Source organism: Catenuloplanes niger (assembly GCF_031458255.1).
Classification (GTDB): domain Bacteria; phylum Actinomycetota; class Actinomycetes; order Mycobacteriales; family Micromonosporaceae; genus Catenuloplanes; species Catenuloplanes niger.
Genome location: NZ_JAVDYC010000001.1, coordinates 9,363,913 through 9,387,151, shown reverse-complemented (window position 1 = coordinate 9,387,151; position 23,239 = coordinate 9,363,913). Strand labels below are relative to the sequence as shown.

28 protein-coding genes are annotated in these 23,239 nt (G+C 72.7%); 15 read left to right on the top strand and 13 right to left on the bottom strand.

The window, feature by feature from the left end; translation table 11 throughout:
* Positions 1-75: 75 nt before the first annotated feature.
* Together J2S44_RS41305 and J2S44_RS41300 are read left to right on the top strand one after the other, a co-directional pair.
* The gene (locus J2S44_RS41305; protein WP_310428859.1) at positions 76-1,479 is read left to right on the top strand and encodes a sensor histidine kinase; all 1,404 of its coding nucleotides are present in this window, start codon (positions 76-78) and stop codon (positions 1,477-1,479) included.
* Between the two features lie 16 nt (positions 1,480-1,495).
* The gene (locus J2S44_RS41300) at positions 1,496-2,158 is read left to right on the top strand and encodes a response regulator (protein ID WP_310428857.1); all 663 of its coding nucleotides are present in this window, start codon (positions 1,496-1,498) and stop codon (positions 2,156-2,158) included.
* Here J2S44_RS41300 and J2S44_RS41295 read toward each other — a convergent pair whose 3' ends face one another.
* From J2S44_RS41295 to J2S44_RS41275, 5 genes are all read right to left on the bottom strand, one after another.
* On the bottom strand, positions 2,159-2,917 hold the full coding sequence (locus tag J2S44_RS41295) for a maleylpyruvate isomerase family mycothiol-dependent enzyme (RefSeq protein ID WP_310428855.1): 759 nt from the start codon (positions 2,915-2,917) through the stop codon (positions 2,159-2,161). It abuts the gene before it with no gap.
* Positions 2,918-2,957: 40 nt separating this feature from the next.
* Entirely contained in the window at positions 2,958-3,689 is a 732-nt protein-coding gene (locus tag J2S44_RS41290) for a VOC family protein (protein ID WP_310428853.1), read from the bottom strand.
* A 10-nt stretch (positions 3,690-3,699) separates the two neighbouring features.
* Positions 3,700-4,656: a catalase family protein gene (locus J2S44_RS41285; RefSeq protein WP_310428851.1), complete on the bottom strand. Its 957-nt coding sequence runs from the start codon at positions 4,654-4,656 to the stop codon at positions 3,700-3,702.
* A 231-nt stretch (positions 4,657-4,887) separates the two neighbouring features.
* A complete protein-coding gene (locus J2S44_RS41280; protein ID WP_310428849.1) occupies positions 4,888-5,868 on the bottom strand; it encodes a hypothetical protein in 981 nt (326 codons plus the stop codon).
* Positions 5,865-6,209 carry a PadR family transcriptional regulator gene (locus tag J2S44_RS41275; protein ID WP_310428847.1) on the bottom strand — a complete coding sequence of 115 codons (345 nt, stop codon included), beginning with the start codon at positions 6,207-6,209 and terminating at the stop codon, positions 5,865-5,867. Before J2S44_RS41275 ends, J2S44_RS41280 begins: the two co-directional genes overlap by 4 nt.
* A gap of 433 nt (positions 6,210-6,642) precedes the next feature.
* Here J2S44_RS41275 and J2S44_RS41270 point away from each other — a divergent pair, with 433 nt between their 5' ends.
* Positions 6,643-7,377, top strand: coding sequence for a methyltransferase domain-containing protein (locus J2S44_RS41270; protein WP_310428845.1), 735 nt, complete (start codon positions 6,643-6,645; stop codon positions 7,375-7,377).
* A 224-nt stretch (positions 7,378-7,601) separates the two neighbouring features.
* Here J2S44_RS41270 and J2S44_RS41265 read toward each other — a convergent pair whose 3' ends face one another.
* Positions 7,602-8,339, bottom strand: coding sequence for a GbsR/MarR family transcriptional regulator (locus tag J2S44_RS41265; protein WP_310430140.1), 738 nt, complete (start codon positions 8,337-8,339; stop codon positions 7,602-7,604).
* Between the two features lie 222 nt (positions 8,340-8,561).
* Here J2S44_RS41265 and J2S44_RS41260 point away from each other — a divergent pair, with 222 nt between their 5' ends.
* Together J2S44_RS41260 and J2S44_RS41255 are read left to right on the top strand one after the other, a co-directional pair.
* Positions 8,562-9,233 carry a DUF4097 family beta strand repeat-containing protein gene (locus J2S44_RS41260; protein ID WP_310428843.1) on the top strand — a complete coding sequence of 224 codons (672 nt, stop codon included), beginning with the start codon at positions 8,562-8,564 and terminating at the stop codon, positions 9,231-9,233.
* Between the two features lie 38 nt (positions 9,234-9,271).
* The gene (locus J2S44_RS41255) at positions 9,272-10,087 is read left to right on the top strand and encodes an alpha/beta fold hydrolase (protein WP_310428841.1); all 816 of its coding nucleotides are present in this window, start codon (positions 9,272-9,274) and stop codon (positions 10,085-10,087) included.
* 77 nt (positions 10,088-10,164) lie between these two features.
* Here the strand turns inward: J2S44_RS41255 and J2S44_RS41250 are convergent, their stop codons facing one another.
* From J2S44_RS41250 to J2S44_RS41240, 3 genes are all read right to left on the bottom strand, one after another.
* A complete protein-coding gene (locus tag J2S44_RS41250) occupies positions 10,165-10,767 on the bottom strand; it encodes a TetR/AcrR family transcriptional regulator (protein WP_310428839.1) in 603 nt (200 codons plus the stop codon).
* Positions 10,768-10,867: 100 nt separating this feature from the next.
* Entirely contained in the window at positions 10,868-11,584 is a 717-nt protein-coding gene (locus J2S44_RS41245) for an SDR family oxidoreductase (RefSeq protein WP_310428837.1), read from the bottom strand.
* Positions 11,585-11,697: 113 nt separating this feature from the next.
* Entirely contained in the window at positions 11,698-12,705 is a 1,008-nt protein-coding gene (locus tag J2S44_RS41240; RefSeq protein ID WP_310428836.1) for an NADP-dependent oxidoreductase, read from the bottom strand.
* A 105-nt stretch (positions 12,706-12,810) separates the two neighbouring features.
* On the opposite strand from J2S44_RS41240, the gene J2S44_RS41235 reads away from it, so the two are divergent.
* Both J2S44_RS41235 and J2S44_RS41230 read left to right on the top strand, forming a co-directional pair.
* Positions 12,811-13,302, top strand: a complete 492-nt coding sequence (locus J2S44_RS41235) for a winged helix-turn-helix transcriptional regulator (RefSeq protein WP_310428834.1) — start codon at positions 12,811-12,813, stop codon at positions 13,300-13,302.
* A gap of 90 nt (positions 13,303-13,392) precedes the next feature.
* Positions 13,393-14,544 (top strand): right-handed parallel beta-helix repeat-containing protein, encoded by a 1,152-nt coding sequence (locus J2S44_RS41230; protein WP_310428832.1) that lies wholly within the window; start codon positions 13,393-13,395, stop codon positions 14,542-14,544.
* Positions 14,545-14,617: 73 nt separating this feature from the next.
* Here the strand turns inward: J2S44_RS41230 and J2S44_RS41225 are convergent, their stop codons facing one another.
* Positions 14,618-15,280 carry a lytic polysaccharide monooxygenase auxiliary activity family 9 protein gene (locus J2S44_RS41225; protein WP_310428830.1) on the bottom strand — a complete coding sequence of 221 codons (663 nt, stop codon included), beginning with the start codon at positions 15,278-15,280 and terminating at the stop codon, positions 14,618-14,620.
* A 152-nt stretch (positions 15,281-15,432) separates the two neighbouring features.
* Here J2S44_RS41225 and J2S44_RS41220 point away from each other — a divergent pair, with 152 nt between their 5' ends.
* Together J2S44_RS41220 and J2S44_RS41215 are read left to right on the top strand one after the other, a co-directional pair.
* Complete coding sequence (locus tag J2S44_RS41220) at positions 15,433-15,762, top strand: ArsR/SmtB family transcription factor (protein WP_310428828.1); 330 nt, start codon at positions 15,433-15,435, stop codon at positions 15,760-15,762.
* Positions 15,762-16,469 (top strand): cation efflux transmembrane domain-containing protein, encoded by a 708-nt coding sequence (locus J2S44_RS41215; protein WP_310428827.1) that lies wholly within the window; start codon positions 15,762-15,764, stop codon positions 16,467-16,469. The genes J2S44_RS41220 and J2S44_RS41215 overlap by 1 nt, the downstream gene beginning before the upstream one ends.
* Positions 16,470-16,488: 19 nt before the next feature.
* On the opposite strand, the gene J2S44_RS41210 is transcribed toward J2S44_RS41215, so the two are convergent.
* Positions 16,489-17,217: an alpha/beta hydrolase family protein gene (locus tag J2S44_RS41210; RefSeq protein WP_310428825.1), complete on the bottom strand. Its 729-nt coding sequence runs from the start codon at positions 17,215-17,217 to the stop codon at positions 16,489-16,491.
* A 135-nt stretch (positions 17,218-17,352) separates the two neighbouring features.
* On the bottom strand, positions 17,353-17,850 hold the full coding sequence (locus J2S44_RS41205) for a VOC family protein (protein WP_310428823.1): 498 nt from the start codon (positions 17,848-17,850) through the stop codon (positions 17,353-17,355).
* Between the two features lie 17 nt (positions 17,851-17,867).
* On the opposite strand from J2S44_RS41205, the gene J2S44_RS41200 reads away from it, so the two are divergent.
* The 6 genes from J2S44_RS41200 to J2S44_RS41175 all read left to right on the top strand — a co-directional run bounded on the left by J2S44_RS41200 (position 17,868) and on the right by J2S44_RS41175 (position 21,912).
* Positions 17,868-18,680 carry an AraC family transcriptional regulator gene (locus tag J2S44_RS41200; RefSeq protein ID WP_310428821.1) on the top strand — a complete coding sequence of 271 codons (813 nt, stop codon included), beginning with the start codon at positions 17,868-17,870 and terminating at the stop codon, positions 18,678-18,680.
* Positions 18,681-18,783: 103 nt separating this feature from the next.
* Positions 18,784-19,125 carry a YbaB/EbfC family nucleoid-associated protein gene (locus J2S44_RS41195; protein ID WP_310428819.1) on the top strand — a complete coding sequence of 114 codons (342 nt, stop codon included), beginning with the start codon at positions 18,784-18,786 and terminating at the stop codon, positions 19,123-19,125.
* A gap of 5 nt (positions 19,126-19,130) precedes the next feature.
* Positions 19,131-19,514, top strand: a complete 384-nt coding sequence (locus J2S44_RS41190; RefSeq protein ID WP_310430138.1) for a YbaB/EbfC family nucleoid-associated protein — start codon at positions 19,131-19,133, stop codon at positions 19,512-19,514.
* The gene (locus J2S44_RS41185; protein WP_310428817.1) at positions 19,507-19,833 is read left to right on the top strand and encodes a hypothetical protein; all 327 of its coding nucleotides are present in this window, start codon (positions 19,507-19,509) and stop codon (positions 19,831-19,833) included. Before J2S44_RS41190 ends, J2S44_RS41185 begins: the two co-directional genes overlap by 8 nt.
* Position 19,834: 1 nt before the next feature.
* Positions 19,835-20,806, top strand: coding sequence for a hypothetical protein (locus J2S44_RS41180; RefSeq protein ID WP_310428815.1), 972 nt, complete (start codon positions 19,835-19,837; stop codon positions 20,804-20,806).
* A complete protein-coding gene (locus J2S44_RS41175; protein WP_310428813.1) occupies positions 20,803-21,912 on the top strand; it encodes a hypothetical protein in 1,110 nt (369 codons plus the stop codon). The genes J2S44_RS41180 and J2S44_RS41175 overlap by 4 nt, the downstream gene beginning before the upstream one ends.
* An 80-nt stretch (positions 21,913-21,992) precedes the next feature.
* Here J2S44_RS41175 and J2S44_RS41170 read toward each other — a convergent pair whose 3' ends face one another.
* Positions 21,993-23,063, bottom strand: a complete 1,071-nt coding sequence (locus J2S44_RS41170; RefSeq protein ID WP_310428811.1) for a serine hydrolase domain-containing protein — start codon at positions 23,061-23,063, stop codon at positions 21,993-21,995.
* Positions 23,064-23,239 lie beyond the last annotated feature (176 nt).

Below are 23,239 nucleotides of genomic sequence, written 5' to 3'. Positions count from 1 at the left end.
CGGGACCGGGCCCCGTCCCGACACGGGTGCACCCGGGCGACCGATCGGCGCGAGCGGGGCCATATCCTCGGCCGGATGATCCTTCTCGCTCTCGGTGCGCTCGCCGTCAGCGCGCTCGACTGGCGGCTGCTCGCGATCCTGCCGGTGCTGTCCTATCTCGCCGGCCGCCGCCGGGAGCTCGGCCTGCCCGCGCTCACCGGGCTCGGCGGCGTGCTGGTCCTCGGCACCGCGGTCCAGGCCGTCCGCGGCGCGGAGGTCTACACGTGGCTGGTGTGGATCGCCGGGGTGATCGGCTGTGCGTTGTTCCCGGCGCTGCTCGGCTCGTTCCGGCGGTTGCGGGCCGCGCTGGAGCGTTCCGGCTGGGAGCAGGCGGCGCAGCTGGAACGGGAGCAGCAGGCGGTCGCCGAGCAGGCCCGGCTGCGGGAGCGCGCGCGGATCGCGCAGGACATGCACGACTCGCTCGGGCACGAGCTGAGCCTCATCGCGTTGCGTGCCGGCGCGTTCGAACTGGCCGCCGGCCTGACACCGGAGCAGCGGGCGGCCGCGTCGGGACTGCGCGCCGGCGTGACGGACGCGGCCGAGCGGCTCAGCGACATCGTCGGTCTGCTGCGCGACGAATCCGACGAGGTCCCGCTGCGGCCGGCCGACGAGCGCATCGAGGACCTGATCACCCGCGCGGCCGCCTCCGGCATTCCCGTCTCGCTGCACGTGGACGGTCCCGGCTCGCCGAGCGCGCCGGACGTACCCGGGAACGCCGGTTCTCCGCACTTCGCTGACGTGGCCCCGGTGCAGTACCGGGCCGCGTACCGGGTGGTGCAGGAGGCCCTGACCAACGCGACCAAGCACGCGGCCGGCGCGTCGGTGCGGGTGCGGCTCGGCCGGGACGGCGACGAGATCGCCGTGACCGTCCGGAACACCGCCGGGTCCGCCGCGCCCACCGTGACCGCGTTGCCGCACGGCGGACGTGGGCTCACCGGTCTCCGGGAACGTGTCGGGCTGGCCGGTGGCGCGCTGCGGGCCGGTCCGCTGCCCGACGGCGGGTTCGAGGTGGCGGCGCGGCTGCCGGTGCGGTCCGGGCCGGTGGTGCCGCCGTTCGACGCGGAACCGGCCGGGTTCCGGCGCGCCCGGCGGCGAGCCCGGCGCGGGCTGATGCTGGCGCTCGCGGTGCCGACGGCGCTGATCATCGTGCTGGTCGGTGCGCTGATGGCGGTCTACGCCCAGGACAGCCTCAGCTCGCACCTGCCACCGGACCGGTTCCGGGCGATGCAGGTCGGTGCGCACCGCGACGACGTCGCCGGTCTGCTGCCGGCCCGCCAGGTGCCGGAGCGGCGCGACGAGGCCGGGCCGACGCCGCCGGCCGGGAGCACCTGCGAGTACTACCGGTCGGCCGCGGGTTTCCTGCCGGCGCCGTTCGACGTATACCGTCTGTGTTTCCGCGACGGCCGCCTCGTGGCCAAGGACGCGTTCCCCGCCGGCTGAAAGGAATCCCGCCGCCGTGATCCGTGTGCTGCTGGCCGACGACGAGACGATGATCCGGGCCGGGGTCGCCGCGATCCTCGCCACGGAGCCGACCGTCGAGGTGGTCGCCGAGGCCGGGAACGGGCGCGAGGCCGTCGACCTGGCCCGCCGGCACCGGCCCGACGTCGCGCTGCTGGACATCCGCATGCCGGTGATGGACGGCCTGGAGGCGGCCGCGGAACTGCGCCGCGCGGTGCCGTCCGTCGCCGTGATCATGCTGACCACGTTCTCCGAGGACGAGTACATCGCCCGCGCGCTCGACGCCGGCGCCGGCGGGTTCGTGCTCAAGACCGGTGACCCGCGCGAACTCGTCACCGGCGTGCGCGCGGTCGCGGACGGCGGCGCGTACCTGTCGCCGAAGGTCGCCCGCCGCGTCATCACCCGCTTCGACGGCAGCGGCACCGGCGGCCACCTGACCCGCGGCGTGGCCGCCCGGGAGCGGCTGGCCGCGCTCACCGACCGGGAACGCGACGTGCTGCGGCTGGTCGGCTCCGGTCTGTCCAACGCGGAGATCGCGGCCGATCTGCACCTGGTCGAGGGCACGGTCAAGACGCACGTCAGCGCGATCCTGTCGCGCCTCGGCCTGCGCAACCGCGTCCAGGCCGCGCTGCTGGCCTACCAGGCCGGCCTGACCGGCTGACTACGCGCTCGGATCCCAGGCGATGAGCCGCTCGAAGACCCGCAGGTCACCGTCGGCCTTGACCGCGTCCATCGGGATCCGGCCGTAGAAGAACAGGACCAGGTCGCTGGCGCAGGCGGTCGCGGAGGCGTCGGCGCCGGTCGCGGTGTCGCTGCCGGTCGCGGTGTCGCTCAGGCGGGAGACCTCGGCGCCGTCCGCCGACAGGCGCACACGCCAGCCGTACCCCTCGGTGGCGTGGTAGTGGATGACCGCGGGCTCGTGCGGCCAGGCCGTGCTCGTCGCCACGCAGGTGGTCAGGAACTCGTCCACCCCGTCCAGCGCCACCGACGCCGGCAGCGGCTCCGGTGCTCCCACGGTGAGCTGGGCGTCGTAGGTGTGCACCGCCATCTGCTGCAACTGGTGCCGGGCGACCGCGCCGCTGGTGTGCGGTGCCTTCTCCCACCACGTCCAGCACTCCCGGTCCGGCCCGGCCTCGCGCAGCGCGTCCACCAGCTCCCGCGTCGTCGCGGCCAGCCACCCGAGGTGATCCGCCGGCGCCGTGGTCTCCCAGGCGGACCGCGGCGGGGGAGCGTCGGCCGGCCCGGCCGCGACCGTGACCGCCCAGCGCCGGCGCCCCTCACCCAGGTGCTGGACCAGGTCGGCCAGCGTCCACTCCGGACACGACGGCACCAGCGCGTCCAGGCTGGGGGCGGCGGCGACCACCGCACGGAACGCGGTCGACCGCTCGTCGATCAGGCGCAGATGCTCAGCGAAGTCCACCGTGGCTGTCTACCACCGATCCGTGCCCGCGTCGACCGGGTTATCCGGCGCTGAGCACGCAGAACTCGTTGCCCTCCGGGTCGGCCAGACACCGCCACGGCACGTCGCCCTGCCCCACGTCGATCGCGGTCGCACCGAGCCCGCGCAGCCGCGCCACCTCGGCCGCCTGGTCATCCCCCGGGTACGGCCGCAGGTCGAGATGCACCCGGCCGTCCTCCGGCCCGGCACCGCGGATGAACTCCAGGTACGGCCCGACACCCGTCGCCGACCGCAGTGACGCGAACTCGTCGGTCACCTCGTGCACGGCCCAGTCCGTCGCCGCACCCCAGAACCGGGCCATCGCCCGCGGATCCGCGCAGCCGACCACCACCGCCGCGATCGGGCCGGTGTCCCGGTACACCTCCCGCGGCTCCAGCACGCAGAACAGGTTGCCCTCCGGGTCGGCCAGCACCGTCCACGGCACGTCACCCTGCCCGATGTCGGCCGGCGTCGCCCCCAGCGCGGTCAGCCGCGCCACCAGCTCCGCCTGCTGGCCCGGGGACGTGGTGGCCAGGTCGAGGTGCGCGCGGTATCGCACCGTCTCCGGGTCCGGCACCGTGACGACGTCGATGTAGAACACCGCCGGGTCCGGATAGGTGTACCCGGCCGGCTCGACATTGGTCACGCCCGGCCCCTCGCTGGAGACACCCCAGCCGAGCGCGTCCGCCCAGAACCGGCCGAGCACCGAATCACTCGTCGCCTTGATGTTCACCTGCACGGGACGCAGCGGCATACCGGACACCCTACTGTCGCTGCCACCCGGCCGCGCTCGCCGCGTAGACCGCGCGCCGGGCCCGGTTGAGGTTCCCCAGCGGCCGGAACTCCGCCGGGCAGTGCCACGGGCTGAACGCCATCCCGTGCACCCGCTCGTCGTCGAGCGCCTCCGGCCCCGGAACGGTCAGCGTCGCCACCGGCGTCCACGGCGCGTCCCACTCCACCGCACCGTCCTCGATCGGCGTCCGCTCCCGCGACACGAAGCGCTGCACACTCAACCCGAACCGCACCGGCCCCCGCGCCAGCCGCGCCCGGAACTCCACCCCCAACCCGTCGAACCCATCGGCGGGTACGCCGTGCGCCGCCCCGACCGGGCTCAGCCGGAACCGTACCGGCCCGGCGTCACCCCAGAGGATCGCACCCCGGCTCCAGTACGACTCCAGCGCCAGGCTCTCGCTGCGCCGGGTGGCCCGCCGCAGGTTCCCCACGATCCGCAGCGTCTCCCGCACCCCGACCGCCGCCACCATCCGTGGCAGCGCCAGTGCCCGCGGCCCCGCTCCGATCTCCGCCACGGCCACGAACTGCTGCGCGTCCCGCACGTGCGACACCGGATAGCTGGTCATGAGCAGGTCGTGCACGTCACCACCCGGCAGCGCCACCTTCAGCGCCGCCCCACGCAGATCCGGCTCGGTGTCCGCCCGGGGCACGCCCGAGGCGTTCGACAGCCGCACCGTGGTGGCCAGCCGCGCCCTGGCCACGAACGCCCCGACGTTGAGCTCGCCCGGCAGGTCCTCGGCGAACACCAGCTCCGCCCCGGTCACCCCGACCACGGTCTTGGCGTGCAACGTCCGGTGCGCGGCCCGCGCGCCAGCCGTCCGCGCATGCGCGTTCTGCACCTCGGTCATCCGCCGCGCGTACTCACGAAACGCCCGCTCCTCGGCCTCCGCCGAGCCACCGACGTAGTCCTCACGCCACTCCACCGTCATAGTCGTCGATCATGCAGCGTCCGCCCCGCGGGCGATCGCCCGGGGCTTGGATCACCCACTCGCCTCCGCGCTTCTGTCAGAGCCGTTCTCCTGCGATTTCGGAAGTCCCTCGACGCCGGGCGAGAGGTTTCCGGCCGGACGAACGCTGCGGCGCCGGGCGGTTCCGCACCGCTCACGTCCGCTCCCGGTGCCGGCTGTTTCCGCGGTACCGCCGGTACGCGTCACCCGCGTCTACCGGTGGACTCCGTTCCGGTGTTCCGCGCGGGCCGGGAAGGTGATCCGGCGCCGGACCGTCACCGCGGCTGACGTGGCGATCACCGCGCCGGCCACGGACACGACGATCGCCGCGGTGGCCAGGGTCGTGGTGTCCGCGTGCGGCCCGCCGCCGTACCGGCTGACCGCGAGCCCCTCGGCCAGCGGGTGCAGCCACAGCAAGCCGATCGGCGTGAGCAGCACCGACAGCGCCCACACGCGGCGGCGGCCGTGGCCCGCCGCCAGCGCCGCCACCAGGAGAAGCGCGAGCCCGGCGCCCGGAAGGACCTGGCCGGCGGGCCATCCGTAATACCCGAACGTCTCACCACCGCGGTACGCCACGGCCGCCGCCACGGGCAGGGCCGCGGCGGCGCCGGCGAGGGGCAGCAGTCGCCGCCACACCGGCGGCCGGCCGGGGGAGCCGAGCGCCACGAACCCGAGGCCGGCCTGGGCGAGGAGCACGAACAGCGGCGGCCGGGCCTGGTCGACGACGGCCGCGAACGGTACGACGGCGACCGTGACGACGAGGGCCAGGCCGATCGCCGGCCGCGTCCACCGGCCGGGCGCCACCAGGTGCACCACCGCGGCGAGCAGCCAGGCCGCCCACACGCCGACGCCGAGCGAGACCGGCGTGCCGTGCTGCGCGAAGCCGAACCACGCCACCGTCCACGGGTTGACCTCCAGCACGGCCCAGCCACCGGCCAGGGCCGTGGCGGTCGACAGCGCCAGCGTCGCGGCCAGCCGTACGCCGGCGCCGATCTCGGTGGCGCCGGCCGCGCGCGCGTGCTGGCGCAGCCCGCCGGCGGCCAGGTCGGTCACGTCCGCCGCGGCGGGCCACCGCCGGTCCGGCGAGGCCAGGGCCAGGTACGTGTCGATGATCTCGGTGCCGCGCGCGTCGTGGTGGCCGGCCGGATAGAAGATCCGGACCAGGCGCCGATAGCGGCGTTCCAGGTCGGTCACGCGGTCCCTCCACGGAGGCGGGGCGTGCGCGTGGTCAACCGCGCGGTGGCGGCCTCGACGTTGCGGCGCATCCGCTCGGTCTCCGCCGCGAGCAGCTCACCGCCGTGGTCGGTGAGCCGGTAGTAGCGGCGCAGCCGGCTGTCCACCACCTCCTCCCGCTCCACCGCGACCAGCCCCGCGTCGACCAGCCGGTCGAGCGCGCCGTACAGCGTGCCGGGCCGCAGCGACACGCGCCCGTCGGACAGCCGGGCCACCTCGGTGATCAGCCCGTACCCGTGCAGCGGCTCCGCGGCCAACGCCGTGAGGATCAGGAACGTGGGTTCGCGTACTGGTGTCTCCACGCCCCCAATATATCGGCTCCGAAGGTATACCGGCAGGCATAGCTTTCGGTACTGCTGCGCGTCGTTGCCGACCGGTCCGGCTACGCCGCACATGCGACCGCGGGCGTCGAGTCGTTCGCCCGTCGTTGACCGTGCGGGCCTGCCGACACGGCCCTCCACCGCGACGCCGGTCCTCCGGCCGCCTCGGATTCCTCAGGCTTGCCGTTCGCCCGCCGCGACTCCGTCCGGCGGGCGTCAACTTCTGACCGTTTACCGAATTGCTAATAACAGTAATTCAGTAATCCCGGATGACCGCGCAAAACGGACATTCGGGGCGCCGCGAGCGATACACCATAATGACAGTTATGTTGTGTTGCGGTGGTGCCGGCATGAGCCGGTCTGGAACATCGCTAAATGCGGTGAACCGCGGATCGAGGACTGCCACACTGGCGCGATGCCTTCAGTCGACGATCCGAGCTCGGCACGCTACGCGCGGATGCGCTGGAACACGCCGCTGTCGCAGACCCACGCGGACCTCCTTCTGCAGCGGCTTGACACTCCCGCCGGCGCCCGGGTGGTGGATCTCGGATGCGGCTGGGGCGAACTGCTGTTGCAGGCGGTCGGCGCCGACGACACCGGCTCGACGACGGGGACCGGCGTGGACACCGACGACGCGGCCCTGGCGCGCGGCCGCACGCTCGCCGCCGACCGGTCACTGGACCAGCGGGTGACCTTCCTGAAGCGGGAAGCGTCCGCGTGGCGGGAACCGGCGGACCGGCTTCTGTGTGTCGGCGCTTCTCACGCGTGGGGAGGAACGGCCGAGGCTCTCACGTCGCTCGCCGACCTCGTGCGGCCGGGCGGCCGGCTGCTTCTCGGTGACGGTTTCTGGGAGCGTCCGCCCACCACGGAGGCGACCGAGATCTTCGGCCCGGGGGTCATGCCGCTCACGGAACTCGTCGAGCATGCCCGGGCGCTGGGCTGGCGCGTCCTGCACATGAGCGTTGCCGACCAGCGGGAATGGGACGATTTCGAGTCAACGTGGCTCGCCGGCCGCCAGGCGTGGTTGCTGCGCCATCCCGAGGATCCCCGAGCGGCCGAGCTCCGGGACGAACTCGACGTCCGCCTACGCGAGTACGTCGGCGTCTACCGCGGCGTTCTCGGTTTCGCATATTTCGTACTCGGTCGCTGACGCCTTGAGCTCCGGCCACGTCCGCGCGGTGCCGGTCAGGCGTCGCGGCGCAGCGACGAGGACAGCTCCCGCTGTGCGCCCGACACCCGGATCCCCGGTAGCGGGCGGATCGAACCCGGCGTTCAAGCCGAGGACCGCCCGCCGAGTCTCGACGTCGAGTGGGCGGCCGGCCACCGTCGGCCGCCGCTACACCCGCCGTACCGTCGCGGTGGGTCGGGGTGGGGTCAGGAAGTGCTGTCCGCGCCGGGTGCGGGCTTGGTGTGGAGGATCTCGCGGGCCTGGTCGGCGGCGCGCGCGATGCCCTCGGAGACGAGGTCGACGAAGCGCGCGATGTTCTCCAGGCGGGCCGCGGCCGGGGTGCCGGGGCCGAGGATGTCCGCGCCCTGCCGGGCGATCTCGCCGAGCTGGGCGGTGGACCGGGCGCTGGCCATCACGGACTGGTACATGACGTCGTCGTCGACGACGTAGCGTTCGCGGCGGCGTTCGTCGCGCTCGCGGCGGATCAGGCCCTGGCTGTCGAGGAACGCGACCGCCTTGGAGACCGATCCCGGGCTGATCTGCAGTCGCCGGGCGAGCTCGGCGGCGGTGAGGCTGCCGGTGTCGGTGGTGTACAGGCCGGCCAGGGCCCGGGCCGTCATGCGGGGGAGACCCGACTGCATGAAGACGGTGGCGAACGCGTCCTCGTACGCGCGAAGGGCTTCGGTGTCCCGCCCGTCGGCGGCCGGCCGGGATGCGGATGATCTCCCGGGTACGGCTTTCGCGCGGCGGCGGGCGCGGTGTTCGGTGGCGTGCTGGGCGAGGTCGCCGCGGTAGCCAGCCGGGCCGCCGTTGCGCATGACCTCCCGGGTGACGGTCGAGGTCGGACGGTCGATGCGCCGGGCGATCTCCGCGTAGGCGAGCCCCTCGGCCAGTCCGAGCGTGATCTGCTGGCGTTCCTGTTGGGTGAGCCTGCCGCCCGGCATCGCGGTCTCCTTCGCAGTCGGCAACGGACGCCACCTTAGCGTTCACCCGTCATCCATTGCAACGCCCGCTCGCCATTCATTGCGTTGCATTCTCGTTCATTGCAATGAGTTCAAGCCTTTGAACAGTGAAAACAAGCGGCCATCGCAACGTGAGCGTTGCCGAATCGGTGAAGGCAACGTAGCTTTTCCGGTGTCAGAAACAACTGATCGAAGGAGTTCACGATGCACACGTTCACCACGCCCGCCCCGGTCTCGGCCGTGCTCACCATCCCCGCGGGCCGTATCCGGGTCGTCGCCGCCGACCGGGCCGACACCACGGTCGAGATCCTCCCCGCGGACGCCGGCAAGGCCCGCGACGTCAAGGCGGCGCAGCGGGTCGAGGTCGCCTACGCCGACGGTGTCCTGCGGATCGCGGCCGAGGAACCGGCGAACCGGATCCTCGGCGCGTCCGGTTCCGTCGAGGTGACGATCCAGCTGCCCGCCGGCTCCCGGGTCGAGGCCACCGCGGCCGACGCCGAATTCCGGAGTGTCGGCCGCCTCGGGGACGTCACCGTCGAGAGCGCGAACGGCTCGATCGCGCTGGACGAGACGGCGAGTGCCCGGCTGACCCTGCAGGCCGGAGACGTGCAGGTCGGCCGGCTGGGCGGGCCGGCGCGGATCAGCACCCGCAAGGGTGACCTGCACGTCGTCGAGGCCGTCGCCGGCGCCGTCACACTGCGCACCGAGGACGGCAACATCTCGATCGGTGCCGCCCGCGGCGCCTCCGCGACCCTGGACGCCGGCACCACCCTCGGCCGCGTCCACAACGCACTGAACAACACCGACGGCGCCGCCGCCGGCCTCACCATCCACGCGACCACCACCCGCGGCGACATCACCGCGCGCAGCCTGTGACGACATCCGAGAACATCCGACCCGAGCAGGTGGAACGCATGACGGAGAACAGCAACGGCCCGACCGCGTCGGCGTGGTCCGGCACGGTCGCGGTCGACGACACGGCCCTGGCGGTCACCGACACCGGGGGTGCCGGCACTCCCGTGGTCTACCTCAACGGGCAGTTCGCCACCCAGGGGTACTGGCGGCGGGTCATCGCCGAACTGGGCGACGGGTGGCGGCACATCACCTACGACGAGCGGGCCCGCGGCAGATCGCGCCGCTCGGCGGACTACTCCTTCGAGGCCGCCGTGCGGGACGTCGACGCGGTCCTGTCGGCCCGCGGGGTCGACCGGGCACTGTTGGTGGGCTGGTCCTACGGAGCGGTGGTCGCCGCGCACCGGGCCCACCGGCACCCGGACCGCACGATCGGCGCGGTCATGGTCGACGGCGCCTTCCCGCACGACTGGCTCGACGAGGCCATGGAACGCCGGATCCGCACGATGTTCCGCCGGATGAGCTGGTTCCTCCCGCTGCTGCGCCCGACCGGTCTGGCCCCGCGGATGACCGCCGCGCAGCAGGCCGACAGCAACATCGAGCTCGGCAGGCTGTCCCGCGAACGCGAGCTGGGGCCGGTGCTCGACGCCCTCACCGTACCCACGCGTTATGTGGTTGCCTCGGGAACCTCCCTCGGGAGCCGCGGCGACGAACAGGAACGGATCCGGGCCGGCCTCGATGCGGTCACCGCCCGCAACCCGCACGTCCGCATCCACGCGAAGGTCGCCAGCAACCACGGCGCGTTGCTCAAGAAGGACTTCCGGGTCATCGCCGCAGCCGTACGCGAGGTCGCCGCCTCCGGCCAGGAGCGGCGCTGAGCGTCCCTCGGCGCCGCGGATCGATCGGTGCTGGATGGCAGTGATCGCGCCCGCGACCGTCGACGGCGGGCCGGTCCTCAGCGGGGGAGCAGGGCGCGCACGTGTTCGCGGATGCGGGCGGTCAACGCGTCCGGCGTCGCGCCGATGTTCGCGGTCACCGACAGTTCGAGGAACATGACGGCGGAGACGACGTGCGCGAGCGTGGCCGTGTCGGCGACGGGTATGCGCGGGTCGCGTTGCAGCAGGGTGGCGATCGCGGCCTCGGTCCGGTTCACGATGGTCAGTGCCGCCCGGTGCCGAGGTTCCGTGGGGTCGCCGAAGACCATCTCGCGCAGGTACGTGCGCCCGTTGTCGACCTGCACCCGGTTGCACGCCACGACCTGCGCCACGACGGCGGTGATCGCGTCCAGCACGTCGGGCTCGGTCTCGGCCGCGGCGATGCCCCGGTCGAGCGCGTGGGCGTAGTGGGTGTTCTGGACGAGCAGCAGGAGCTCGCCCTTGGTCTTCGCGTAGAGGAACAGTGTGCCGGTGCCGATGTCGGCGGCGTCGGCTATCTGCTGGGTGGTCACCTCGTCGACACCGTGCTCGGCGAACAGCGCGGCGGCCGCGGCGATGATGCGGTCGAGTTTCTCCTGTTTGTTGCGCTCGCGCCGGCCGAGCGGAGCGGATGCGAAGGACATGCTGCTTCCTCCGGGTGGGTGCGCGGGCCTGCGCCCATTCTCCCGGTCGCCACGGTGCGCCGTCGACGGGCCCGGCGGGTCACCCGCCGGGCCCGGGCCGTCACCGCGAGGCGAGGGCGGCCAGCTGCGGGTAGACGGTCTCGACCGGCGCGCTGAGTCCGGCCTTGGCCACGACGGAGACCTGGTCGGCCAGGACCTCGTACCGCCCGGCTTCGGTCGCGTCGAGGACGGCGCGTACGAGATCCGCGGGGTCGGTCTTCGGATCGGTGACGTGCCGGGCCATGGCGGTGTCGACGTATCCGACGTGCACGCCGACCACGTGCACGCCGGCCGGGGCGAGCTCGAGGCGCAGGGAGTTGGTCGCCGACCACAGGGCCGCCTTGGTGGCGCTGTAGATGCCGGCGACCGCGTACCAGCTCAGCACGGAGTGCATGTTGATGAGCGCGGACCGGTCGTGGCCGGACAGGATCGGGGCGAACGCGCGGGACAGCAGCAGCGGGCCGACGAAATTCGTCTCGATGTTGGCGCGGATCTCCTGGTCGCTGTGGGTGAGGATGCCGGCGCTGCGCACCGACGTACCCGCGTTGTTGATCAGGACCGTCACGTCGGGCGCGGCGTCGACAGCCGCGCGTACGGACTCGGGATCGGCGACGTCCAGTGCGAGGGGAACGATCCGCTCGTCGTCCCAGGCCCGCGGGCTGCGGGCGCTGGCATAGATCTTGGTGGCGCCACGGTCCAGGGCCTGGCGGACGAACTCGGTTCCGATGCCACCGTTCGCGCCGGTGACCAGGACGACTGCTCCATCGAGGGTGGGCATGAGAGGCCTCTCAGTTCTGTGGGGTCGAGCGCCAAAGTTGATGACTGCACTCATAACTGAGGGCGGTCAGTTTTAATTCCGGCATGTGCCGCCGTCAAAAAAGCGGGGACGGGTCACGCCGTCATGCGGATGACGACCTTGCCCGCCCTCGCGCGTCCCTGCTCGACGTGGGCCAGGGCGTCGCGGGTCGACGCGAAGTCGAAGACGCGGTCCACGACCGGCCGGATCGTCGCGGCGTCGAGCAGCGCGGTGAGCTCGCGGAGCTGGTCGCCGCTGGCCCGCATGAACAGGTACGAGTACCGGACGCGCCGCCGTTGGGCACGCCGCCGGACCCGGAAGCTCAACGCGGCGACGGCCAGCCGGACGACCGGGCTGGCGCCGACCTGCCTGGCGAAGGCCGGGTCGGGCGGTCCGGCGACGCTGACCACGATGCCGCCCGGCTTGAGCACCCGCAGCGACCGGTCCAGGGTGTCGCCGCCGACGGTGTCCAGCACGACGTCGTAGTCGTGCAGCACCGTCTCGAACGCCTGCCTCGTGTAATCGACCACGACGTCCGCACCCAGGCTCCTCACCAGCTCGGCCTTGGCGCCGCTCGCGGTCGCGGCGACGTGGGCGCCGAGGTGCTTCGCCAGCTGGACGGCGACGGTGCCGACGCCGCCGGCCCCGGCGTGGATCAGCACCCTCTGGCCCGGCCGCAGGTCCGCGCGCTCGACCAGGGCCTGCCATGCGGTCAGGCCGACCAGGGGGAACGACGCCGCCTCCGTCATCGTGAGGCTGACCGGCTTGGCCGCCACGTCGTCCTGGTGCATCGCGATGAGCTCGGCGAACGCGCCGATCCGGTGCTGGTCCGGGCGCGCGTAGACCTCGTCGCCGACGGCGAACCGGGTCACCCGGGAGCCGACGGCGACGACGGTGCCGGCGAGGTCGTTGCCGAGGACGAACGGCGCCCGGTACGGCAGGATCGCCTTGAGGTCACCGGCCCGGATCTTGAGGTCGAGCGGGTTGACGCTCGCCGCGTGGACCCGGACCAGGACGTCGTCGTCGCCCACGGCCGGCTCCGGCACGTCACGGGCCTGCACGGTGTCGGCGTCGCCGTAGCGCTCGACCACGAATGCCTTCATTGCTCTCCCCATCCGTCGGTGCCACCGGTGGCGGCGAGCCTTCGTATCGGCCCCGCTCGCCACCAGCTGAGTACAAAAAGTAAACCTAGCCGGTAGGCTGTCCGGATGGACCCGCACCCCGGCCCGTTCGCCGACCGCGACCCGGCGAACTGCTCGATCGCCCGCACGCTGGAGGTGGTGGGCGAGAAGTGGACCCTGCTGATCCTCCGCGAGATCTGGTACGGCTCGTCCCGCTTCAGCGATCTGCACCGCATGCTGGGCTGCCCCCGCAACCTGCTCGCGGAGCGCCTTCGCAAGCTCGTCGAGCACGGCATCCTGGACACCGAGCCCTACCGGGAGGACGGCGCCCGGAGCCGCGCGAGGTACGCGATCACCGCGAAGGGCAACGATCTCGTACCGGCGGTGCTGGGCCTGCTGCAGTGGGGTGACCGGTACCGCGCCGATCCCGCCGGCCCCGCCGTCGTCACGCGCCACCACGGCTGTGGCGCCACGCTGTCCGTGCAGGTCCGCTGCGAGCACGACCACCACGTCCCGGCGGGCGAGGTGGACGCGGTGCCGGGGCCGGGCTTCCGGACGAGAGCGGCCGCGACCGGCTGAATGTTCCGCGCGGCTCGGCGGATCAGGCGTCCTGTGACACGATCAGTGATCGTGATGGATATCTGGCAAACTCATCGACGGGGGAAGCTGATGAGCAACAGGCGCCTGACGGTGTGCGCGCTGCTGGCGGCGGTCGTCGCCGCCGGCCTGGCCGCACCGGGTGTCGCACGGGCCGCGGTGGCCGTGCAGACCGTCTACATGAACGCGGCCGGGTCGGACGCCGGTTCCGGTGCGACGCCGGCGACCGCGGTGCGGACGCTGGGCCGGGTGGAGGAACTGGTCGCGGCCGGACCGGTGGATCAGGACGTGGAGGTGCGCATCCACGCCGGGACGTACGTGGCCGGCGGTGTCACCTGGGACACCTACCGGCCGGGGCGGACGATCTCGTTCATGCCGGACGACTACACCGTGGGCGAGGGCCGGGACGGGATCGCCGCGCTGCCGGTCTTCGAGAACGCGCGGTCCTCCTCGGGCCGTTACCTGCCCGGCTTCTGGTTCTACGCCTGCCTGCCGTCGGACGGCCGGCCGCTGACCGACGGCGGCGTGGCGGGGCTGCGGTTCTACTACCTCCAGGCCCAGCGGTACTCCAGCGGCGCGCTGTCGCTGGACGGGTCCGCGGGTCCCTGCGGCGGCGGGTACCAGCCGTCGTCCGGTCCGGGGCAGCCGTCCGCGCGTGGGCTGGACGGCAACACCGTGTTCGGCATGGTGTTCACCGACCTGGGGAACGCGTACACCGGTGGCGGTTGCGCCGACGAGGACTTTCCGCGCTGCGGGTTCGGCGGGGTGGTGCTGACCGAGTCGTCCGGCAACCGCATCGAGAACAGCCACTTCGTGGATCTGCGCAACACCGAGGTCAGCTACGTGCACGGGATCTACGTGACGCACAAGAGCTCGTCGAACCGGTTCACGTCCAACCGGGTGACCGGGGTGAGCAGCGACCCGGTCAAGGTGCGCGACGCCAGCAACTTCAACACGTTCGAGAACAACGTGTTCGGGGCGAACTCCTGGCCGCGCACCTCCACGCCGGGCGTGCACTACCTGGACGAGGTCGGCGCGTCGGAGTGCTCGTCGTACCACAACCGGTTCGCCTACAACGATCTCGGCACGTACCTGGCCGGCAGCTCCGCGAACCTGCCGGTCTGGTACCTGAGCCCGGAGGGCGCGACCTGGCCCGGCCCGTCCGGCTGCCCCGCGCTGCCGTCCGGCGAGACGCGCCTGATCACGGCGGGCAACACGTACTGACGGTACGGACACGGTGCGGCCGGCCCCCGGACGGGAGCCGGCCGTGCCGTGTCAGGTGCTCAGCGTCAGGTGCTCAGCCGAACGTGATGTCGCTGCACCACATGTAGGCCTGGTCGCTGTGCGACGCCTGCCAGATGACGAACAGCAGGTGGTGACCGGTGTATCCGGACGTGTTGACGTTGAACCGGATGTCGGTCGCCGGCGCGTACCGCCCGGTCTGCGTGATGAAGTCGAGGTTGCCCCAGCCGAGCGACTGCGTGGCGGGGTTGAACCCGTTCTTGCTCACGTAGACCCGGAGGTAGTCAGCGCCGTGACTCGCCTGGTCGTACAGGTGGACGGTGAAGTTGTTCGAGACCCTGGTGGTCTTCCACGCGCCCGGCCGGTTGAGGCTGTCGTTGCGGGCCAGGCCGTTGCTGCACAGCTGGCCGTCCGGCGTCCTGGCCTGGAACTGGCCGCCGAGGCCGTCCCGCAGCGCGCTCATCCAGTTCCACATGGTGTCCGAGTTGGCCTGCCATGCCTGCCAGCACATCGGGTCCTGCTGCTGCATGGCCGGGTTCATGTGGTCCGCGCCCCAGGTCTTCCAACACTGGTAGGCCCGGGAGGCGGGGTCGACGATGTTTCCGTGTGCCTGCGCCGGAGCCGCCCAGGGCAGCAGTCCGGCCATCACGGTGAACAGAAGTACCAACGCCCGGGTGGCTGGGCGCTTGCCGGACTGTCCGGACTTAGGGGTACGCATGGCGCATCCTCCGTTCTTCGACGTAGATGTCTGGTTGGGAGCGCTTCCAGCAGCGTTACATCCATGACTATAGATGTCAAATATGATCTATTTAAAGGCGATGTACGGGTACAGCGCTCGCTGAATACAGCCGATGCTGTACTGTCTGCCGCATGGAGACGGCGACACACGGGCAGATCCTGGCCCGCTTCGGCCACGCCCTGTCCGACCCCACCCGCGCGCGCCTGCTGCTCGCGCTGCGCGACGCACCCGGATACCCGGCCGAGCTGGCCGAGCTGATCGGCGTCACCCGGCAGAATCTGTCCAACCACCTGGCCTGCCTGCGCGGCTGCGGCCTGGTCGTCGCGGTCCCGGAGGGGCGGCGCACCCGCTACGAGCTCACCGACGACCGCATCCGGCACGCGCTCGGCGACCTGCTCGGCCTCGTGCTGGCCGTCGACCCGGCCGCCTGCCCCGACGCCGCGGCCGAGGGGTGCTGCTGATGAGCCTGCCCCTGCTCCCGGTCGTCCCGGCCGGGCCCGCGCCCGGCCGGCGGGCGCTGCTGACCCGGCGGATCCGCTGGCTGGTCGCGGCCACGATCGGCTACAACGTCGTCGAGGCCGTCGTCGCGATCGGCGCCGGCACCGTGGCGGGCTCGACCGCCCTGATCGGATTCGGTCTCGACTCGGTCATCGAGGTCTCGTCGGCCGCCGCGGTCGCCTGGCAGTTCGCCGGCGCGGACCCGGGCCGGCGGGAACGGACCGCACTGCGCGTCATCGCGGTCTCGTTCTTCGCGCTCGCCGCCTACGTCGGCGTCGCGTCCGTGCGCGCGCTGCTCGGCGGTGACGAGGCCGCGCACTCCACCGCCGGCATCGTCCTGGCCGCGGTGTCGCTGGCCGTGATGCCCGGCCTGTCCCACGCCCAGCGCCGGGCCGGCCGCGAGCTCGGCTCCCGCACCGCCGTCGCCGACTCGAAACAGACCCTGCTCTGCACGTACCTGTCCGCGGTCCTGCTCGTCGGCCTCGTCGTCAACAGCCTGTTCGGCTGGGGCTGGGCCGATCCGGTCGCCGCACTGGTCATCGCCGCGGTCGCGGTCAAGGAGGGCCGCGAGGCGTGGCGCGGCGACGCCTGCTGCGCACCGCGGCCCCCGGTCACCGGACCGGCACCGGCCGGCGCCGACGGGTGCGCGGACCGCTGCTGCGCGCGGTGAGCGTCGCCGGCCGGCGTGCCTACAGGTGGCGGCGGAAGAACCGCAGGTTGCTCTCCGTCTCGTACGGTGGGATCGTCGCGTGTGGGCCCGGGTTCGCGTGCAGCGACTTCTCGGCGGAACCGAGGGCGTCGAACAGCGCCAGGGCCTGGTCCCGGGGCACCCGCTCGTCGTCCCACTGCACCAGGAACTCCACCGGTACGGTGATTCGCGCGGCCTCCGCCGCGGACGCGAGCGCGCCGCCGAGCCCGAGCACGGCCGCCCGGACCCTCGGCTCGGCCGCCACGAACGGCACACCGAGACCGCAGCCCAGCGACACGCCCCAGTAGCCGGCCGGCCCGGGCCCGACCACGTCCAGCGCCTGGAGCGCGTCGAGCCCGGCCCGCCACTCCGGCACGGTCCGCCGGGCGACGAGTGCCTGGAACGCGGCGATCAGCGGCGCGACCGGCTCGCCGGCCTCGACGCGGGCCTGGTTCTCGGTGGCGATCCGGTCGAACTCCGGGTCCGTCGGGCGGTCACCGTGGCCCGGCACGTCGAAGCAGGCGGCCGCGAAGCCGCCGCCGGTGACGAAGCGGTGCGCGCGGGCCAGCACGCCCGGTGCCCGCTTGTGCTGGCCGCCGCCGTGACCGAGCAGGATCAGCGGGCGGGGGCCGGTGGAGTCGTCCGGCGTCCAGAGCACGCCGGGCCGGCCGTCGAGGGTGAAGAGCTGTTCACGGACGCCGTCGGCCGACGTCTCGGAGAGAAAACGCATGACTGCCTTTCGCGCAGTACGCGGGCGTCTCCCTCAGGCCATGCGGGGGAGGGAGGCCCGGATCGTCACTGTCTCGGTGGCGTTGATGGGTCTCACCTCCTCGGGTCGCTGCGGTCGCACGGCGGCCCGAACGTATCACGCCTGCTGCGCGGCCCAGGCGGCGACACGGCGGGCGCTCTCCTCCTCGGAGAGGTCCTCGACGCGGGTCATCACCGACCAGCGGACCCCGAACGGATCACGGATGCTGGCGAACCGGTCACCGGAGACGAACGTCGCCGGGGCCTCCCGGACGGTGGCGCCGGCCGCGACCGCCCGCTCCACCACGGCGTCGACGTCGGGGCGGTACAGGCCGATGGAGTAGCAGTCCTGGTCGCCCGCCGGGGCCGGGACCAGGCCGAACTCCGGCATCGGCTCGCCGATCTGCAGCAGGCCGGCGCCGAAGTCCAGCACCGCGTGCGCCACCACCCCACCCATCTCCGTGACGTCGACGACGCGTGCGCCGAAGATGTCACGGTAGAACTCGATGGCGCCCTTCGCGTCCGCGACGGCCAGGAACGGGGTGAGGCTGGTGGCGCCGTGCGGGGTGCCGTCGGTGGTGTGTTCGCCGGTGGCCGCGGTCGTGGTTTCCGTCATGAGACACGATGCTAGGTATGCCGATGCCGGACGGTCTTGAAGATTCGCGACAGCACCCGCTGCGAGGTGTGCTCTACCCGGCGCGGCTGCCCACGTTCACCCGGGTGCCCGCCCCGGCCGCCGTCGCGGAGCTGGTGCGCTGGTTCTGGATCCCGCGGTGGGACATCCAGCCGGGGCGCAGCTCCCGCCAGCAGCTGCTCCCGTTCCCGGCCTGCAACCTGGTCGTCGAGGGTACGGCGGTGGAGCTGGCCGGCCCGTCGACGCGCACCTCGCACCGGGACCTGCGCGGGACCGGGTGGGCCGTGGGCGCGTTGCTGCGCCCGGCCGCGGTCCCGCACTTCACCGCCGACCCGGCCGCGCTGCGCGACGCGTCCACCGTGGTCGACGCGCCCGACCTGGTCGCCGCGGTCCGGGACGCCGGGCCGGACGCCGCGCCGGACGTGTTCGCCGAGTGGCTGGCGGCGACGGTCCCGCCGCCGCCCCGGGAGGCGCGGCTGGCCAACGAGATGGCCGACCTGATCGACGCCGACTCCGAGATCCGGACGGTCGAGGACGCGGCCGGCCGGCTCGGGCTGTCCGCGCGCACCCTCCAGCGGCTCGCCGCACGGTACGTGGGACTGCCGCCGCTGGCCATGATCCGGCGCCGGCGGCTGCAGGAGGCGGCCGTGCGACTGCGCGCCGACCCGTCCGTGACGCTCGCCGACATCGCCGCCGACCTGGGCTACAGCGACCACGCGCACCTGGCCAACGAGTTCCGGGCCGTGCTCGGGCTGACGCTCGGCTCCTACCGGCGATCCTCCGTGATCCACGTCTCAGACCCGGCCGGCTGACGTCCGCTTCGTCCCTCGCCGTGCCCGCACGCGCAGGTCAGGCCTGGCACGCCTGGCCTACCGTCACCGCGCACACGGACGGACAGGATCAGCGAGGTACGGCGTGGACACCGCAGCGATGGTGGAACGTGCCCGGCGGGTACGGGAAACGGTGGCGACCGCCGCCGTGGAGGTGACCAGCGCGGATCACGAGGTCACCGTGGTCGCCGGCCCGAACGGCGTGGTCCGCGACCTGCGGCTCACGCCGCGCGCGTTCCGGCTGACCGGCGCGGAGCTCGGCGAGCTGGTGGTCCGCACGATCACGGCGGCGAACGCGCGGATGGCCGTGGAACTGCGGGAGACGCTCACCGACCTGCTCGGCGAGCGCGGCCCCGGCGTGCCGGACCCGCTGGCGCCGCTGCCCAGCCCGGCCGCGATGCGCGCGGAGATGGACGGCACCGCGTGACCACGATGCCCGGCGCGGACGAGGTGCGGGCGCTGGTCGACCGTCTCCGGCGGCGCAATCAGCAGGTCATCGACCGGTACGAGGAGTTCGTCGCACACTCCGGCGAACTCACCGGCGAGGGTCGGTCGCTCGACGGCGCGGTCCGCGTCCGGATCGACCCGAACGGCGCGGTCACCGACGTGGACATCCCGGACTCGGCGCTCCGCCACGGCGCGTACCTGGCCGAGATGATCCTGACCGCGATCCGGGAGGCGCAGGCGGACCGCGCGCTGAAGATGACCGCGCTCGGTGAGTCGCTCGGCACCGGACGGGTGCGGCCGATGGTCGAGGACGCCATCCCGGAGCACACGCGCGAGCGGATCGAGGAGAGGGAGGACCGCCGTGAGTGACGGCATCTACGTGCCGACCGACAGGCTGACCAGCACCGCGCAGGTGTTCGAGGCGCTGTCGACGAGCGCGTCCCAGATCCACGGCGCGCTCCGGGACGCACACCCGGAGCCGGTGCTGTGGGGCCTGCTCGGCCAGCCCTTGCGGTTGATGTACGAGTCGAAGGCGACGGGGGCGGACGAGCACATCGGCAAGATCGCGGAGGCGTTGAGCGCGCAGGGCAAGGCGATCCAGGCGGCCGCCGACAACCACCGGCAGCTGGACGAGGCGACCGCGGCCGCGTTCAAGCGGTTCCTGGACAAGCTGGCCGGGGGTAGCTGACATGGCCGACGCGTACCTCTCCAACGACGAGAACACCGGCTCCCCGTACGCGGGCGGTGTGATCGACACCGGCTGGGACTCGGTCGTCCCGCTCGGCGGCGCGGCCAAGTCGCTGATGGACGGCTTCTCCCACGACGGTGAGGTCGCCGACATCGCGGCCGGCATCACCGACCTGGGCTTCAACGCGTTGTCGTTCGGAATGGACCCGCTGAACTGGCTGATCTCGGCCGGGCTCACCTTCGTGATCGACTTCTTCCAGCCGTTGGAGGACGCGCTCAGCCTGGTCACCGGCAACGCCGAGCGGATGGAGCCGCACGCCAAGCAGTGGGCCGCGATCGGCGCGGCGCTCGCGCCGCTGTCCGCTGCCATCCGGCAGGCGGTCGACGACGACCTGATCGAGTGGAAGGGCCAGGACGCGGACGCGGCACGGGCCCTGCTGCGGGAGTTCGCATACGCGGTCGAGGCGACCGGCGCCGAGGCCGGCACCGTCGGTGACCTGTTGATGCTCTTCTCCAAGCTGATGGGCGTCGCGCAGTCGCTGATCATCAGCATCATCGCGTCCGTGGTGGAGTGGGCGCTGATCGAGTGGGCGCTCGCGCTCGGCCTGGCCGTGCCCAGCGCCGGTGCCTCCGTGGCCGCCGCGGCGACCGCGACGACCGTGCAGATCGCGACCGGCACCACCCGCGCGATCCGGATCATCAACAAGGTCGTTCAGATCATCTGGAAGATCGGCGCCGTGCTTCAGAAGATCATGCCGGCGTCGCTGGTGGGCAAGGTCGGCGCGAGCGTGGTCGACACGGCGGGCTCCGGCTTCGCGATGTCCGCGATCCTCAAGATCGCCGGCGGTGTCGCGGCCGACGGCCTGACCTACTCGCCCGCCATGTGGGGCATGGTCTGGCAGGGCGCGAAGAACAGCGATCAGCCCTCGATGTCGGACGAGCGGATCGACACGGTCCTGGACCGCTCGGCATGAGCGCGCCCTGGGGCATCACCGCGTTCGCCGGCGCGCCGGTCGTGGAGTGGCCACCCGGTGCGCCGGCGCCGCAGCCGCCGCCCGGAACGGCCGGGATCTCCGTGTGGCTGCGCAACCGCGCCACCGACCCGCCGCACTACGGGCACCGGCACCAGGTCGGCATCGACGACACGCCGCTGTGGTCCGGGATCGGGCGGGCGGTCGCGTTCGTCGCGCCGGGTGAGCACCGCGCCGAGGTGCGGCACAACGCGGTCATCGCGTCCGTGCGTGCGGTCCGGGTGCACGCCGGTGAGGTCGCCGAGCTGGAGTTCTGGACCCCCGCCACGTTCGGGAGCGTCTCGCAGGGCGTTCTCGTGCCGGCCCCGGCCGGCCGCCGGATGGGCTCCGGTCCGGGTCTGCACGTGAGCGTCACCGTCGTCTACGGCACGCTCCTGCTGCTTCTGCTGCTCCGGCCGGATGACAACAGCACCCCGATGAAGTGGTTCTTCCTCGTGTTCGGGCTCGCCGGGCCGTTCGTCGGCGTGCTGGCGATCAGCCGGATCAAACGCCGCCTGGACCGTCGCTACCGCGTCGCCGTCTCCGCCGAGGCTCGCGCGACGCCGCGCGACGTCATGTTCCTCGCCGAGGGTGACGCGCCCGCCGGCCTGGCCGACGCCGGCACCGGGCACGGCGCGCTCGTCGTGACGTGCGTGCTGGCGGAGCGCTACATCTGGAACGGCCGCACCGGCCTGATACCGATCGACCGGGACCCGAACTCCTGGGTGCCCGCACCGGCGCTGACGATCGACGGCCGGCCGCAGCCGTTCGGCTTCCTCACCTGGGCGTACCGTCTGCCGGCCGGACCGCACACGCTGACCGTCACACCCCGCCCGCCGGTGCCGGCACCGATCGGCGCGGCCTGGGCGCACGTGCCGCCGCCGCGGGTCACGCCGGAGGTTGCCGTCACGCCCGGCACCGTCCCGGTCGAGATCGTGGCCGGGCGGCTCACCCGCCTGGTGATCACCCTGGACGCGACGGTAGCGGTCCGGTTCCTGGCGCCGTCCGACTCCGCCCCGACGGTGCCGACCGGGTTCACCGCGACGGTCTCGGCGAGAACGGTGTCGTAGCGACGCGACTCCTCGCTCCGGTCGCCGCGCCGGAGCCGCGGTGGCCGTCGCGGATCGATCCGCGACGACCACCGCCCTCGTCACGCGGTGAAGACCGTCCGGACCAGGGTGTCCAGGGCGGCCGGGAAGAATTCGGCCGGGTCGGCGGGGACGTCGCCCATGGTGATGCCGGCGGTCATGGTGCGGGTGCCGTCCGGGGTGCTGTACATCAGCGCGCCGTAGCCGCCGGGTGCGCCGCCGTTGTGGTGGTAGACCGTGACGTCCTCGCTCAGTTGCTGCACGAAGATGCCGAGACCGTAGTCGATCGGGCCGTGCGGGGTGCGCATCTCGGCCAGCAGCGGCGCGGGCAGCAGCGTGCCGGCGTTGAGCGCGGCGAAGAACGTGGCCAGGTCGCGGGTGGTCGAGATGGCGCCGCCGGCGGCGGGGAGCATGGACAGGTTCTGGCGGGAGACGTCGGTGACCACCCAGTCCTCACCGTCCCGGTAACGGTGGTAGCCGTGGGCGTACGGCTCGGGCAGGTCCGTCACCTCGCCGGCCAGCACCGTGTCCCGCAGGCCGAGCGGGCGCAGAATCCGCCGGTCCAGCTGGTCGCCGAAGGAGCCGTCGCCGACCGCCTCGATCAGCAGCGCGACCAGCGTGTAGTTGGTGTTGGAGTAGCTCCAGCCGGTGCCCGGCGCGAACCGGGCGGGCTTGGCCAGCGCCAGCTCCACCAGTTCCCGCATCCGGTAGGCGCGCAGCCGGGTGTCCACCCACTCCTTGCCGGTGGCCGGGATGCCGGGCGCGAACGTGCCGTCCTCGTAGTACTCGCCGGTGTAGTTGAACACGCCGCTGGTGTGCCGCAGCAGCATCCGCAGCGTGATCCGCTCGTCCAGCCCGAGTCCGGGCAGGTGACCGGCGACCGGCGTGTCCAGGTCGGTCCGGCCCTCGGCGACGAGCTGCAGGACGGCGGTGGCGGTGAACGTCTTGGTGACGCTGCCGGCCCAGAAGTGGCCGTCGACCGGCGGTTCCGCGGTGCCGCCGAGCTCGCGCACGCCGGCGCTGCCGGCCCACTCGCCCCGCTCGTCGCGGACGCGCAGCTGCATCCCGGCGAAGCCGGCGCCGACGAACGTCTCCATGGCCTTCCGCAGGTCCGGGCGGTCCTGGCTGCTCATGTGCGGTGCTCCCTCAGTGGCGACGCATGTTTCCGACCTGAGAAACGCTACGTTGCCTTGCGCCCAAGCGAAACACCGGAAGAGGGAAATCGAGCCAACTTAGCTGGTAGATTCGCTGCAATCATTGCAATGGCCCTATCCGCAACGCAACCGGCGCATCGCAGTTGTTGCAATGG